The organism is Paenibacillus ihbetae (genome assembly GCF_002741055.1).
In the GTDB taxonomy this organism is placed as follows: Bacteria; Bacillota; Bacilli; order Paenibacillales; family Paenibacillaceae; genus Paenibacillus_AQ; species Paenibacillus_AQ ihbetae.
The window spans coordinates 1,819,491-1,834,836 of the sequence record NZ_CP016809.1; the positions used below are offsets into that span (position 1 = coordinate 1,819,491).

Below are 15,346 nucleotides of genomic sequence, written 5' to 3' on the forward strand. Positions count from 1 at the left end.
GTTATTACGGCTTAACCGGAATGGTCATCTCCAGATCCGTCAGATATGTTTTATCCCCGTGGCTGTTCTTTCCATGACCGACAACGCTCCAATCCTTGTTGTTTACGGTCAGGGTAAACGGCTTAATCGTTATGGATTTCGGCGTTCCGTTTACAGGGCTGAACAGTTGATCGATATGATATTCGGTCTTGGGCTTGCTGTGAAAGTAATCAAACTTCTGCGGAGTCAGCACATTTCCTTGATCATCCACCAGCTCGTAATATACCATACTAGCGCTGTAATTGCCTGTTTGCTCTGCTGAAGCCGGCACCTCGCCTTCACTGTCCAGTACTAGACGGGTCGATACCGGTGAAATATAGAGCTGCTTGACGGTATAACTGAATTGTCCATCCGATTTCGTAGCCTGGTCCAGCTTCACGACAATCGATTTATTTGCGATATTTACAGGAATCTTGAATTCGAAGGTTTCATTCACTTGAGTTACGTTAGCCTGAATGGTCAGCTCGAATTGATCAGGCAATTTCAAGTCCTTAGTAAGCTCAACCATATAGGCGTTGTTCTGTGGAGGGTAATCTCCGAAGCCCCCTTCTCCAAACTCCACATCTCGTCCATCTACCAGGATTCGCGGTCTTTCGATATATCCTTTCACCTGGTCTTCCTTGGCTACTTTCCTCGACTTGATATATTCGTTGTCGGGATTACCAACTATCGTCTCATCTTCGCCTATATACGGAGAAGCTGTACTCGGCAAATCCACTCCCTCGCGCTCCAGTATAAAGGACAGCCGGGTTCCATCATATAGAAGGTCAGCTACCTTTAAAGTCACGCCATCGTGAGTTACGCTCAAGTTAGGCTCGGATAGGATCCCTTGCTCTATAGCGGCTTTAACTGCATCTTCGCTGGTTCCTTCGAATAGTACGCCGAGCACTGGGATTTGCTTCAGGGTTGCTGCCATGACCGGCGATACAAATCCTGAACCGATTACGGTTCCTCCCAGCACAGCTGCTGCGGACGCAACAAGTATTGTTCTTTTTAAACCATTCGGTCTTTTGGATGATGTTCTTGTCATTGTCATTTCACGTTCTCCAATCCTGTGCATTATTTGATAGCTCAAACTATTTTTCGGTAAAGACGATTCTCGAATCATTTCTTCTAGTTCTTTCATTTCAGCGAAGTCCGTTTGTTTCGGCGATTGTCCCACGTGCCACCTCTCCTTTTGTGCTTATTCGGTCCATCAGTTTACGTCGTAACCGTTCATACTTCTTTCGTATCGTTGCCGATTTGAGTCCCATAATGTCGCTGATTTCCTCAAAGGTATACTGTTCAACCGCCTTTAGCAGCAATATGTGTCGCTCTTCTGCTGTAAGGTATGTTAACAGCTCGTATACAACCGGCTCGTGCTGAGAAATTTGCATAACCGGCTGCTGTTCCTTGTAATGCTCGATCAGGTTAAGAAAACGACTCTGCTTTTTTTTGATATTGATCAAATGATGATAGGCCATTTTATACAACCAGGCAGAGAAAGACACTTGTCTCTTGTACTGATGAATATGTTCATAGGCACGAATGAAAATTTCTTGTACCGCATCTTCGGTCTCCGCATGATTTTTCAGAATATAGTAGCAGTACGTGTACATCTGCCGCTCAAACTGGAGGATGATCGCTTGGTATGCGTGTTTATCTCCTGATTTAACTTGTTCTACAACCTCTTCAATGGCTTCTCTTCTTCCTTCCGCTTCCCCGGGGATGGTTGGCTGCAAGCGAGCTCACCTCCTTCTCTGTTTACCTATATAACAATCCCAACAAGCGATTATGTGACACGCATTATTTTATGTCGTGTAATATGATGAACGAGGCTCCTGCCTAGTAATCGTGTCAGGATGCCGGGTATGAGTCTCATCTACCGTCGCTATAGTAGCTACAACTTGGGGTAACTCTTAACATAATTCAAGAATCGCTTCGTAGCCGGAAATATCTCTCGCATGGAGTTTACGGCAATGCCGAGCGATCTGAAGCTCTTCTCCTTCGATTCGATCAACCATATATTCCGTTGCTGCCCTCGCAGCACAAGTTCAGGAAGAAGGCTGTACGAGAGTTCAGGGGGAAGGCTCAAAGCTTTATTTGCTAGGGGTGCATTCTGTGCGGACTAACGGAGCAAGAATCAAGAAGAACAACGCTGGGAAGGAAGGGACTTGAAAGTTTCGCATGAATTTAGCAAATTGGAAAGAGTACTTGAACAGCTTACGAGGAAATGGTCATGCAGCGACATTGATAAAGAGATGTTCAAAGCTTGTTCTGTAACGGTCAAGGACGAACACAGGCATTAGAGGAACGAGCGGCAGGACTTCAAACCGAAATCAACTATGAACTGGATACGGAATCATCTTTATTAGCGTTCATGGCTGAGTTAATGAAGTTAGCAGCGCTTGACGTTAGCAGTGGAAAGCCTGACGGACATGATTCCACAAAATGATTGACCGTGCGGACATTCACGAAGACAGTTCAATCGAAACTCAGGTATAACTTTCAAAACCCATTAAAACAAAGAGACGTAGCCTATTTAGGCTCGCCCCTCCATTTCATTAATATTACGCACTCCACATGACTCGTCTGCGGAAACATATCCACAGGCTGCACCCAATCGATCTCATAGCCTCCGTCCAGCAGCACCTTGCAATCCTTCGCCAACGTCGACGGATTGCAGGAGACGTACACGAACCGCTTCGGCTTGGTGCGGAGAATCGTCTCCAGAAAGCGCGGGTCCAGTCCGGTCCGCGGCGGATCCGCGATAATGACGTCGGGGCGCAATCCGTCCTTGACCCAGCGCGGCAACAGCTCCTCTGCCTGTCCGACATGGAAGCTCGCATTGGTGCGGCCGTTGCGCTGCGCATTGATACGTGCGTCTTCCACCGCTTCGGGAATCGTCTCGATCCCGCGGATCTCCTTCGCATACGGAGCCAGCCACAGCCCAATCGTGCCTGTCCCGCAGTAGGCGTCAATGACCGTCTCTTGGCCGGTCAGTCCGGCCGCAGCACGCACCGATTCATACAGCTTCACCGTCTGCTGCGGATTCAGCTGGAAGAATGCCCGCGGCGACAGCGCAAACTGCAGGTCGCTCAGCGATTCCTGCATGTTCTCGGCTCCCCACAGGGTTATCGTCCGTTCTCCGAATATGAGGGAGGTCTTCTTCGGGTTGATGTTCATGGCAATGCCGCTGACCTCCGGCATCGTCAGGCGCAGCATTCGAACAAAGTCGTCCTGCCGCGGCAGACGGCTGCCTGCCGTTACGAGCGTCACCTGCAGCTCGCCGGACTGGAAGCCGTGGCGGACCACGATGGTTCGCACCCCATCCTTGCTCCCGTTCTCCTTATATAGAGGAATGCGCAATTCCTCCAACACCGACTTCACCTTTTCCACCGCTTCGTTCACCTTCGGATGCTGGATCGGGCAGCCACTGATATCGACGATGGAATGGCTGTCGGCTTCATACAGTCCCGCTATGACCTCGCGGCCCTGCCGCTTTAGCTGCAGCTGGGCTTTATTCCGATAATTCCACGGATGCTCCATCCCGAGGATCGGCTTGAACCGCAGATTGTCCAATCCGGCGTACCGGTTGAACGCCTCCCGGACGATATCGGTCTTCGCCGCAAGCTGGCCTTCATAGGATATGTGCTGGATTTGGCAGCCTCCGCATATCCCGAATACCGGGCAGGGCGGCTCGATCCGGTGAGGAGAACGCTTCTCCACCTCCAGCAGCTGGGCCTTGATGAATTTCGGCTGAACCTCTTGAACCTCCGCCTTGACGACTTCATCCGTGAGGGCGCCGTCAATAAAGACCGCCTTGCGGCGATAGTAGCCGACGCCTTCACCGTTGATGCCGAGCCGCTTGATCGTCACAATGATGATATCGCCGGACTTCAGCTCCTCCGCGGTCATGGTATTGGAAGGCGAGCGCCGTTGCTGGTTATATGAATGAGGAGCCTTCCCCGCTCCCGGATTCGGCCTTCTCTTGGAAGAAGCGGCCTTTTGACCTGTCATCGGCTTAGACTCCTCACGCGAATAGGCGGGCTTCCCGGAAGGCTTGGGACGGCTGGACGCCGCTGCTCCGTTCGGCTTGGCTCCTTCTCCCTTGCTGTGCTTGTGCTTGCTATTCTTGTTATTATGCGCAGAACGCTGTTGTTTGCTCATCTTACATACTCCATCCTTAAAGGTATCGACTTCACTATACCATGCGCCCTCCGCGAAAGCTAACTCCTGGCGGCAAGCCGCTGCATCTATGGAGATGAGAGGGATAGCAAGCCCTGTTGAGGATACATGTCGTCGCGGCGATCGCATGATGGGCCCCCCGCGAAGCGATCGGGTCGGAACGGCGAATCTGTGAGAGCACCATTTTAGATCCACCAAAAAATATTTTTTTGAAAATGCTCCGATACAAGAAACTTCCGGCCGTATTTGTCCGTATAAGCCAGTATTATACATCCTACTTTAAGGAGGACAACGTTCATGTCGTTTTTTAACAAAATTTTGGCCAGCGTCGGGATCGGCGCAGCGCAGATTGATACCCGCCTGGAGAAATCCTCATACTATCCGGGGGAGGAAGTAAGCGGGATCGTCTATATTCGGGGCGGTAATGTGGAACAGAAGGTGGACCGCATCTACCTCAAGGTAATGACCGAGTATATCCGCGAGCGGGATGACAGCAAATTCACGGAAACCTGCGTGCTGGCTAAGGTTAGCATTACCGACTCCCTGCTTGTGAAGGCAGGCGATGAACTGGAAATCCCGTTCTCCTTCCCGCTTCCGCTGGAAACGCCGCTCACGCTTTCCAGACAGCGGGTATGGGTTCACACCGGACTTGACATCGAAAATGCAATCGATCCGAAAGATTACGACTATATTGAGGTTACGCCGGGGCCGGAGGCAGCTGTTATATTCGACGCCGCTTCCGAGCTCGGGTTCCAGTTTAAAACGGCCTCCTGCGAATATCATTCCCGACTGGGACGCGGGGTTCCGTTCGTGCAGGAAATTGAATTCTACCCGGGCCGCGAATATGCAAGCCGGATGCGGGAGCTGGAGCTGATCCTGTATCCGCAGCGGGACGGGATATCGGTTCTGGTCGAAGTCGACCGTAAGGGAAGCGGTGTTTCAGGCTGGCTCGAGCGCTCGCTTGATATGGATGAGCGCCACAGCTGGTTGACGCTGAGCAGCGCGGATCTTCAAGAAGGACCGTCGCGCGTTGCGGATCTTCTCGATCAAGTCATTCAACGATCGATACGATAAGCCTGCTCATCAGGCTCAAGCAAACAAAGATGGCCTCTGCCGATAGAGGGGCCATCTTTTTTTCAGCTGTTATACGAAATATTGAGGGTACTTCTGGCGGAGCATGTCCTGCTCCACAACGACCAGGCGCAAATGGCCTTCCATAGTCTTCACGGCCTGCTCCGTCTCCCCGCTCACGATCAGCCGATAAATCTCCTTATGCTGGGCAATGATCGTCTCCCAGTTGGAGTCCATCGAGAGCCGCAGCAGACGCAGCCGATTGAAGTGGATATTGAGCTGCTGGAGCATTTTCCAGGTCCGCTCCTTCCCCGTGCCTGCGAACAAAATTTGGTGGAACTCTTCATCCAGCTCGAACAGCTTATACCGGTTGCGGTTGTCCGCGCTCACATCCTGCAGCGCAAGATTGGTCTCCAAGCGAAAACGATACTCCTCCGGGAAATGCTCGCAAGCCAGCGCAACGATCTCCTTCTCAATCTTCTCCCTGATAAACCGGCCCTCCTCCACATGCGCAAGGTTGATTCTGGACACAAGCGTCCCGCTCTGCGGAATGATATCCAGCAGCTCCTCCTCGGCAAGCTTCATGAAGGCTTCGCGGACCGGCGTTCGGCTGACCTGCAGCTCGTCGGCAATTTCCTTCTCCGATATTTTGGTGCCCGGCTCCAGATCGAGGCGCATAATACGGTCTTTTAATAGATGATACGAATAATCCCGGGTCGATCCTTTGATCCTTGGCCCTGTTGACATACGGTTACCTCTTTCTATCCATACTCTTTCTTGACATTCTCTCTCTCGATAACTTTTCAGATAAAGGGTACATCCCCCCGAAAAGACGTAAGACTAGACGATATGAATCAACGGACGTGCGGGCAGATAGTGAACGGGAATCTCCTGAAAATAATCCCGAAGCCGATCGGCAATCAGACGCATGCCCGGCTCCTCGCTAGCCCCATGCCCGAGCAGCATCAGCGTCTGGTCCCGTCCTTGCGCAGCCGCATCGGCGACGTATTCGGGCGTCTCCCACTCCGGTCCTTCGCCTGCAATCAGCATATCGAGCCCTTCGTGTTCAAAAAGCGGAATGACATGCTGCCCGCCTCCCCGATAGCCCACTGCGATTCCGATCCGTTTGCATACCGTGTCCAGGCTCCCCGCAGCGCGCACGTACGGCACATGAAGCCGGTCCTTGATATAATCCGCCATCCCTCGAACGGTCATCCCCTCCGGCAGAACCACAACGGCCGCTGTCGGCAAGTGCTTCTCGAGCAGGTCATTCCAGTCTAAGGCTTTAACCAGCCCATCGGTTATCACATCGGGCTCGGTCCGATGCGGAGCATCATGCAGCCGGTATATATTCATCCCTACGGAGTGAATGCGCTCCAGCTTGCCTTGCACGACCAGGCTGTCCCCCAACGGACCCGGCCCAGCTTCATGATGGCTGTAAAAGACGCCCTCATGCGTAATTAACAGATTCGCGCCCAGTTCCGCCGCCCGTACGATTACATCATGGGAAGCGATGAAAGCAACGGCAATTCCGCGCACGGCCGCGTCGCCATCCCCTGCCACGATTCCATCGACCGAAGCAGCCGGCGATCCGGCCTGCCCCATCAATCTATTCATGACATCTTGGACCTTTATAGTCATTGGCATACCTTCCACCTTTTCATACTAGTATGGCAGTTGGTTACCACTGTAATCGAGACTTGCTCCGATTTCAACAGTTTTTTGGCCGGATGTATGAAAAAAGCCTTCTCCCCGCAGGCTAGAAGCGAAGATAGCTCCGTTACCAAGGGAAAAAGGCTGTTAACGACGGTTATGAAATCATGCGGCATGGAAGTTTCACGCGGTGAAGCTTTAGACTATGAATTATTCAATATGAAGTCATTCATTACGATAGCGTCCGCTCCGACGATTCCGACTGTCTCGATATGACGAACAGAACGACCCAGATCAGCAGGAAGCCCAGCAGCTGGGCGCTTGTCACAACCTCCTGGAATACGATCCAGTTAATGAGCACGCCGACCATCGGGAAGCTCAGCTCGGCCAGCGTTGCGACGGAGGCCTTCGTAGTAGTCAGCCCTTTATAATACACCAGCAGGCTCAAGAGTCCCGGCAGCAGCGCCTGGCCGATCAGATTCAAGGATACCGCTGCAAAAGCGCCGGTACCGAATGCCGGCATATTCCATGCGGCTCCTTCGTTCCACGTCATGAAGGCCAGCAGTGGCAGCGCCAGCACGAAGCGCAGCGAGGTCACCGTCTCATACTTCAGCTTGCCGACCATCAGCCGTCCCATCACCGTCGAGCCGCCCCATAATGCGGCTGCGCCCAACGATAAGAGGCTTCCGATCTGCACGAACTCATTCCAGTGACCAATAGGCAGCGTCATGCCAAAGGTAAGCAGATAGGTGCCCGCCAGGGCAATAATAAGCAAAATGCCGAAGTGGCGGGGCAGCTTCTCCTTCAGAAGCAGGCTGGCGAGCATGATCGCAAACAGCGGCTGAAGCTTCTGCAGCAGCAGGACGGCGTTCAGGTTGCCGTTTGACAGGCTCATTGTGAACAGGATGGTGGCTAATGCGGAGCCGCCCCAGGAAATAAACAGCAGCGCTCCGACATGGCGCCAGCCGATGCCTCGCAATTCAACGCGGTTTCTCCACAAGACCGGGATGGCAATCAAGGAAATAGTGATGTGCTCGAGCAAAACAATCTGCGCCGACGTCAGGTTTTTCAGAAGAATGACTCTGAACAAGGGGTCCACGCCCCACAGGGCCGCTCCCAATACGACAAGCCAAAATCCTCCCCGCATTCGGCCCCTTGCTTGCACGCCGGATTCGTAAGGCTTGACCTTGACACCGGTATTTACGTTATCCATCTCTAGCTCTCTCCTCATCCTGAATACGGAGGTCTTACCAGCAGAAAGCCCCCGCTTGCCGAGCAGGTCGGCGTAAACGGGGGCTGATCAAATAAGCCTGCTATCGCGAGATTTTTTTCGACAAAAAATCCATAGCAAACCAAGCTTTGATCTTCTCCCATCCGGACTATACCGTCGGCCTTGGAATTGCACCAAGTCAGTCGCGATTACATGCCTCGAAGGCCATGTTATCGCGAGTCGCGGGCTAAGCTTCGAATCGAAGCATCACCGCCGGTCAGGAATTTCACCTTACCCCGAAGATCCATATTCATGTTTTATTTTTTGATAATACTGCAACGAGATTAAACCAAGGTAATCCTAGTGAAGTTGTATGGTATGGAAATTATACCATGAATGTTTTCATGAAAACACATTTTTCTTTCAAATTAAACAGATTTATTTTTGTTCGCTAACAATTATACAGCAAGTGTGGAATAGTTACCACAATATTTTTTTACCATATTCCAACTCCATCCTTTATTAATGGACAGCTCTTTCCCGATGACCCCCTAATCAAACACGCCGAAATGTCTCATCGTCGCGACCGTGATCAGGATAAACCAGCGAATCACTGTAAAAGCCCAAAAAATGAGTATCGCTGTGAACAGCAATTCCACCATCCGCTCGATCCTTGGAAAGCGTCCGTACCTGCGCCTCGGCCTGAATATCCATTCCGCTACCCCTCTTGGAATCTTCTTCATGGATACCTTCCGCTCCATCGCTAAACAGCCCCCTCTTAAACCATCATCATAACTCCCGCCAATGATGACATGTGCTGCGCGCAACGACTTGCGGGTCAACATCTTTTCATAAATATTACCATTCCATATGGAGAAAATCACCAGCAAAAATCACGGCGCGGCGTCTCTTTACAGGGATAACAGAACAGCCCGCTCATAAGGGATATTCCCTTGAGCGGGCTGCTCATGCTTGCACAATAGAATAGCTTATAACCTAAACCAACTGCTTGTTACTCCGCCTGATAGCGGTCGTATGCCGCCTGATACACTCGCATGTATTCCTCCAGGCCCATCTTGTTCAGCGTGTTCACATACTCGTCCCACTGGTCGAAGGATGCGGAGCCATTGACGAACTTCGCCTCCATCTCGGTAACATAATCCTGAATATCCTTGCCGATCGAGGACATGATATCCGTCTCTTCCAGCGTAAAGTTGAAGTTATACAGAATTTCCTTCACTGCATAAGGCTCCGCCTTCTCGGCTGCCGCCATCGCGCTCGGAAGCGTCTCGGAGCCCTTGAACCAGCTCTCCCGTACCAGGCCCGGATAGCTGCCGCCAAGCCATGTAAAGTACTTCGCCAGCGCCTGGTCCTGTGTCAAGCCGTCTGGATTTTCGGTAATTTCCTTTACATATTCAAGCTGACCGTCGGCGTTCTTCGTGTAGGTCTCGCCTTCTTTACCCATGAAGTAGAACTGCGCTCCCTCATCGCCATAGAAGTAATCCATCCAGCGAATCGTCGCCTCCGGATTCGGGTTCTTGTCCGTGATCGCAAATGCCCCTACGTGGACCATCGGCACCTTCACGTGGGAGTACAGCTGATCGCCGTGAGGTCCTTTGAGCGCGCCGAGACCGATATATTCCTTGCGTCCCATGACAGTTTCCGGATTCGGCACGACGGTAGCTCCGAGCAAGCCTTCCTGCCCTTTCGCGTTCAATGCGCCGCCCTCAATCGTGAAGATCTCTTTATCCAGCAGCCCTTCCTTATACAGCTTGTTCATGAACTCCAGCATTTCCTTGTATTTCGGCTCCGCCTTCGTAAACCGCAGCTTGCCTGTTTCCGGATCGACATCGACGAACTTATGGCCAAGCCCGCTCGTTCCGAGTCCCCAGGAGCCCTTCAAATGGTCGACGAGACCGGTGATGCCCGTTGCAGAGTATGGAATCTCGTCATGCTTGCCGTTACCGTTGAGGTCGGTTTCCTTAACCGCCTTCAGATAGGCGTAGAACTCCTCGGTAGTCTTCGGCTCCTCCATCCCGAGCTTATCCAGCCATTCCTGATTGATCCACAGCGGCGTTCCGATCAGCATCGAGAGCAGCTCCGGATCGTAGAAGGAGGGCAGGGAATAAATGTTGCCGTCCGGCATCGTCAAGCCCTTGCGGATATCCGGGTACTGCTCCATCAGCTTCTTGAAGTTCGGCGCATATTTATCGATCAGGTCATTCAGCGGAATGAAGACGCCTTGCTCGCCGTAGCGCGTCAGCTCAGCCGATCCTACCCGGGCGGAGTAGAACACGTCCGGATAATCCCCGCCGGCAAGCGCCAGATTCCGCTTCTCCGTCAGCGTCTCGAACGGGACAAGGTTGAACGTGATGTTCATATTGGTCATGTCCTTATACGTCTTCCATACGAGCGTATCCTCGAACTTGCTTCCGTTTGTCGGCGATTTGCCCGTGAAGAAGGTCAGGTTGAGCGGTTCATTTACGATCGGCATGCCGGTCTCGTTGAAATTGGACTTGGCCGTCTCCCCCTCCTTCGTTGCGCCATCCCCGCTTTTGCTCCCGCAGCCAGCCAGCAGCCCCGCTGCCAGCACCGCTGTCAATGTGAGCGAAACCCATTTTTTCACCATAATTGTCACTGCCTCCTATAGTCTCATCATTTGAATATGTCAGCCTTTAATGGCTCCAATCATGACTCCCTTGACAAAATACTTCTGCAAGAACGGATACAAGAGCAGCATCGGCAGATTGGTCACAATGACCGCCGCGTATTTGATTGCTTCCGCATCCATCAAGCTTCGGGCCAGCGAATCGTCGCTGATGTCGACCATTTCCTGCATCTGCCCTTGGACGAGAATTTCCCGCAGGAACAGCTGCAGCGGATAATTCGACCGGTCGGACAGATAGATCAGGGCCGTGAAGTAGGAATTCCAGTGGCCGACCGCATAGAACAGCACCATAACGGCCAGGATCGGGCCGGAGAGCGGAAGCACGATGCGAAACAGCACCCGCATGTTCGAGCAGCCGTCGATGAATGCCGCTTCCTGCATCTCCTTCGGAATGGAGTTTTGGAAGAACGTGCGCATAATGATGATGTTCCATACCGACACCGCGGACGGAATAATCATAGCCCAGATCGTATCGAGCATGCCAAGCTCTTTAACCAGCAGGTAGCTCGGAATCATGCCGCCGCTGAAGAACATGGTGAAAACGATGATGAGCATGAACCCGTTGCGTCCCTTAAAGTCCGCCCTCGACAACGGATACGCCGCCGCGATCGTCATCACGAGGTTCAGCGCCGTCCCCGTTACCGTATAGAGCACGGTGTTCAGAAATCCTTGAATGATCTCCTTGTTGGCGAACAGCCGCTCATATCCGACAAACGACAATTCCTTGGGCCACAGCCATACTTCTCCGCGCATCACCGTCTCCGGCGCGCTGATCGAAGCGATAAGCACAAAATATAACGGATACAATACAATAAGCGAAATTAATGATAATATAATGTAAATACAGATTCCGGCAATGCGTTCGCTCCGGCTTTGGGGCATAGCTGCTTCCTCCTTACCATAGGCTGGTCTCGCTGACTCTGCGGGCGATCCGGTTGACGGTAATCAGCATGATAAAGTTGACGACGGAGTTGAATAATCCGACTGCCGCCGAGTAACTGTACTGGGCGCCCAGGATCCCGCTTCGGTATACGTTCGTGGCAATGACGTCCGAGGCTTCCATGTTGAGCGAATTTTGCATCAAGAAGACCTTCTCGAAGCCGACGCCCAGAATCGATCCGATGTTCAGAATCAGCAGAATGATCATCGTCGGGGCGATCCCCGGCAGATTGATATGCCAGATACGCCGGAACCAGCCTGCACCGTCCACCTTGGCGGCCTCATGCAGCTGCGGGTCGATGCCCGCGAGCGCCGCCAAATAAATGATGGAGCTCCACCCCATGCTCTGCCAAACGCCGGACCACACATAGATGCTCTTAAACCAGGACGGCTCCGTCATAAAGGCTATCGGTTCCCCGCCAAAGGAGGTGATAATGAAGTTGACAAGACCGCTGACCGGAGACAGGAACATCATGATCATGCCGACGACCACGACCGTTGACAAGAAATGAGGTGCATAAGTTACCGTTTGAATGAACCGGCGAAACCGGCCCGACCGCGCTTCGTTGATCATCAAGGCAAGTATGATCGGAATCGGGAACCCGACAATCAGCTCATACAGCCCGATGCCAAGGGTATTTTTAATGATTCTCCAGAAGTAGAAGCTGTTGAAGAAGCGCTCGAAATGCTTGAAGCCAACCCAAGGACTTTCCAGAATGCCTTTATTGGCGATAAAATCCTTGAAGGCGATCTGTACCCCGTACATCGGCACGTAGTGAAACACGATGAAGTAGAGCAGAACCGGCAAAAATAATAGATACAGCTGCCAGTTTTTGCGCACCTGCTTCACCGTACCTCGCCAGACGCTGCTGCCACGTGTGCTGCCGGGTTTTGTTGAATGCGCTTCCATGTTACGAACCTGACGCTCTAAAATCGGACATCCCCTCACTTTCGTTTCTGAACCTTTCTCCTGCTTCTCGGTTCACATCTGCATCATATACGACCGATTGCCGGGATGGGTATTGACCATTTTTTCGATGTCTCGCCTTTCATTGGATTGCCGGGCTGCCGGGCGTTTTTCCTAAATTAAAGCTTAAAATCTAAAATAATGACTATTCCTTTTTTACGGTGGGTTAACACCACGCGGCACGATCCTTAATACTTGTCCTTTATACTGTGGGGAGGACCATAAACGCGAATACATACAAAAGGGGGATCGTTTATGAACTGGATCAAAAGCAAGAGCAGAAGCCTGTTCTTCAAAATTTTCCTCAGCTTTTTGGCCATCATCGTTTTGTTCGGCCTATTCTATGCCGTGATCTTCCATCTATTTAAATCCAGCCTTCAAAAAGAAATCATCGATACGAGCCAGCAGGCGGTTCACGACACGGCGGAACGGTTCTCCTACCAGTTCAGCCGGCTGCAGGTGCTGTTATTTGACATATATAATCATGCCGATTTAATCGGGTTCAATAATCAGCTCCGCCAGCAGACGGGCAACGAGGTCAATTATTTGAAGGCCCGTGATGTCATGCTCCAGATGCGGGGCGATATCTATAACCCGCTCTTCTTCCTGGAGGATACGCTGATCTATCTGAAGGAGCATGATTTTGTGCTCAGCAAATCCGGAAGCGGGAATGCTCCTTATATGCTCGACCGGTCTTATACTAGCAAGCAGTACCCCTACGCCTTCTGGAACAGCTACAAGAGCAGCGGGGAATCCTTCAGCCTGCTTCCGGCTGCCGTCTACCGTATCCATAATGATCTGTCCGAGAAAAAACTGATGCCATTCGTCTATCAGCAGCTGGACAGCCGTTACCAGATTATCGCGCTGATCGATATCGACAAGGCCGCCCAATCCTTCTTCGGGGAGCCAAGCGACCGCTCGCTTGCGATATTGAACGCGGACGGGGATGTGCTGTACACATGGGGAGACCTTCGCGCCAATGAGCTGCCGACGTTTGCCTCTGGGCAGCAAGCGGTGCTCAAGGACGGAACTTACTATTTTGCGGAAGCCGGAGACGACGGATTGACCTACATCTCGGCCGTCCCATACAGTCATGTGTCTGCTCAGCTGAGCAGGCTGACCGGGGCGCTGCTCCTCATCTTCTCGCTATCGCTCGGGGTAGCTCTGGCGGCCTCCTATTTCTTCAGCCGCAGATTGCACAAGCCGGTGAAGCAGATATTGACGACGGTGCTCAATCGCAAGACTCACGCGCCGCAGCCGTATCAAGGCAGCATCAATGAATACGATCTCATCAAGAGCCGCATCCAGGACCTGCTGCGGGAGAAGGAGGAGATCCGGGACCGCCTGAACAAGCAAAAATCGGTGCTGACCAGCTACTCCTATATCAGCCAGTTGAAAAGCATCAATACGGATATTAGCGAATGGGAGGATTTCCTGTCGGATGACGGCAGCTTTATCGTCGTGCTGTACCATATCCGGTTCCGCCTGAATCCGAGCGGCGAGCCGCCGCTGCAGACGGATCAAGCGGTCCGCCATATGCTGGAGCATATCCATCTGTTTACGGCGGAGCGCTACCCGGATTCGCATACGTTCCAGATCGAGAAGAACGAGATCATCTCGATCTTCAAGCGCGAGGAAGCCGGTCAGCTGGAAAAACTGCTGAAGGAAATGAAAGATATGCTGAACAACGAGACCGAGCTGTTCCTCGTTACCATCGCTGTGAGCTCGCAGGTTCACGATTCCTCCGGCTTCAATGAAGCCTACCGTCAGGTCAAGGCACTGACCGAGCAAGCTCCTCTTGTGGAGGAATCGCAGCTGGTGACGAAGCCGCGGACGCTTCCGACGACGGTCCATCTCAGCCCGTCCCAGGAGAAGGGATTGCTGGATGCCCTGCAGGAAGGCAGCGACAGCCGAGCGCTTCAGATCATTGAGCAGGCGCTTGTGGCATTGCAGCGCAAAGAGGCCGGCATTGCCCAGTTCCGTTTCTTCGCCGATGCCGCCGCCTCCAAAATTATCGGCTATACGGAAATGGCCCAGATCGACAGGGCTCAGCTTCAATCCTTGAGGCAGTGGGGATCGTGGCTGGCGGAATGCCACTGCCTGCGCGAATACCAAAACGTCTTCCGCCAGCTGATCGAAGCGTCCTGCGCCCTGATACGGAAGAAGAAGGATAGCGGCGAGGAACCGCTGATCGCCATGTTCCTGAGCATCATTCATAACCAATATGCGGAGGACCTGTCCCTCGACTACCTCTCCGCCAAGCTGAACCTGTCGAGCGCCTATCTCTCGGTGTACATCAAAGAGAAAACCGGCCTCAACTTCAGCGATCATCTGCTCGGGATCCGCATGGATAAAGCGAAGGAGCTGCTGACTCGTACCGACCTGACCGTTAATGAAATCAGCCAGCGCGTCGGCTACCTCAACATCACCTCCTTCAACCGGACCTTCAAGAAGGCGGTCGGCATGACGCCGGGGGCCTATCGCAGGCAGCAAGTCGTGCAGACCCATGCCAGCAGCGGATGATCGGATCGATGATCGACGGAATACAACAAAACAAACCTTCTCTTATGCAAGGCGGGGCTGAATGCCCTGCCGCCAAGAGAAGGTTTGTTTTTGTATATGCTCCGCCGCC

Annotated in this window: 12 protein-coding genes and 1 riboswitch; of the genes, 2 read left to right on the top strand and 10 right to left on the bottom strand. The window is 52.5% G+C overall.

What is annotated here, in order from left to right:
- Nucleotides 1–4 precede the first annotated feature (4 nt).
- The 3 genes from BBD41_RS08350 to rlmD form a co-directional block, all read right to left on the bottom strand.
- Nucleotides 5–1,201, bottom strand: coding sequence for a DUF4179 domain-containing protein (locus tag BBD41_RS08350; RefSeq protein ID WP_099477241.1), 1,197 nt, complete (start codon nucleotides 1,199–1,201; stop codon nucleotides 5–7).
- Nucleotides 1,167–1,760, bottom strand: a complete 594-nt coding sequence (locus BBD41_RS08355; protein ID WP_077569394.1) for an RNA polymerase sigma factor — start codon at nucleotides 1,758–1,760, stop codon at nucleotides 1,167–1,169. Before BBD41_RS08355 ends, BBD41_RS08350 begins: the two co-directional genes overlap by 35 nt.
- Before the next feature lie 796 nt (nucleotides 1,761–2,556).
- Nucleotides 2,557–4,188, bottom strand: a complete 1,632-nt coding sequence (gene rlmD, locus BBD41_RS08365) for a 23S rRNA (uracil(1939)-C(5))-methyltransferase RlmD (RefSeq protein WP_099477242.1) — start codon at nucleotides 4,186–4,188, stop codon at nucleotides 2,557–2,559.
- A gap of 315 nt (nucleotides 4,189–4,503) precedes the next feature.
- On the opposite strand from rlmD, the gene BBD41_RS08370 reads away from it, so the two are divergent.
- The gene (locus BBD41_RS08370) at nucleotides 4,504–5,280 is read left to right on the top strand and encodes a sporulation protein (RefSeq protein WP_077569396.1); all 777 of its coding nucleotides are present in this window, start codon (nucleotides 4,504–4,506) and stop codon (nucleotides 5,278–5,280) included.
- A gap of 69 nt (nucleotides 5,281–5,349) precedes the next feature.
- Here the strand turns inward: BBD41_RS08370 and BBD41_RS08375 are convergent, their stop codons facing one another.
- From BBD41_RS08375 to BBD41_RS08405, 7 genes are all read right to left on the bottom strand, one after another.
- Nucleotides 5,350–6,024, bottom strand: coding sequence for a GntR family transcriptional regulator (locus BBD41_RS08375; protein WP_099477243.1), 675 nt, complete (start codon nucleotides 6,022–6,024; stop codon nucleotides 5,350–5,352).
- Nucleotides 6,025–6,117: 93 nt separating this feature from the next.
- Nucleotides 6,118–6,918, bottom strand: a complete 801-nt coding sequence (locus BBD41_RS08380) for a Nif3-like dinuclear metal center hexameric protein (RefSeq protein WP_099477244.1) — start codon at nucleotides 6,916–6,918, stop codon at nucleotides 6,118–6,120.
- A 244-nt stretch (nucleotides 6,919–7,162) separates the two neighbouring features.
- A complete protein-coding gene (locus tag BBD41_RS08385; protein ID WP_099477245.1) occupies nucleotides 7,163–8,143 on the bottom strand; it encodes a DMT family transporter in 981 nt (326 codons plus the stop codon).
- 145 nt (nucleotides 8,144–8,288) lie between these two features.
- Nucleotides 8,289–8,448, bottom strand: a riboswitch (FMN riboswitch).
- Between the two features lie 243 nt (nucleotides 8,449–8,691).
- Nucleotides 8,692–8,901 (bottom strand): hypothetical protein, encoded by a 210-nt coding sequence (locus tag BBD41_RS08390; protein WP_099477246.1) that lies wholly within the window; start codon nucleotides 8,899–8,901, stop codon nucleotides 8,692–8,694.
- A 251-nt stretch (nucleotides 8,902–9,152) separates the two neighbouring features.
- Nucleotides 9,153–10,769 carry an extracellular solute-binding protein gene (locus BBD41_RS08395; RefSeq protein WP_007131628.1) on the bottom strand — a complete coding sequence of 539 codons (1,617 nt, stop codon included), beginning with the start codon at nucleotides 10,767–10,769 and terminating at the stop codon, nucleotides 9,153–9,155.
- Nucleotides 10,770–10,808: 39 nt separating this feature from the next.
- Nucleotides 10,809–11,690 (bottom strand): carbohydrate ABC transporter permease, encoded by an 882-nt coding sequence (locus BBD41_RS08400; protein WP_099477247.1) that lies wholly within the window; start codon nucleotides 11,688–11,690, stop codon nucleotides 10,809–10,811.
- Nucleotides 11,691–11,703: 13 nt separating this feature from the next.
- Nucleotides 11,704–12,657, bottom strand: coding sequence for an ABC transporter permease (locus tag BBD41_RS08405; protein ID WP_007131626.1), 954 nt, complete (start codon nucleotides 12,655–12,657; stop codon nucleotides 11,704–11,706).
- Between the two features lie 312 nt (nucleotides 12,658–12,969).
- Here BBD41_RS08405 and BBD41_RS08410 point away from each other — a divergent pair, with 312 nt between their 5' ends.
- Nucleotides 12,970–15,237 carry a helix-turn-helix domain-containing protein gene (locus BBD41_RS08410; RefSeq protein WP_099477248.1) on the top strand — a complete coding sequence of 756 codons (2,268 nt, stop codon included), beginning with the start codon at nucleotides 12,970–12,972 and terminating at the stop codon, nucleotides 15,235–15,237.
- Nucleotides 15,238–15,346 lie beyond the last annotated feature (109 nt).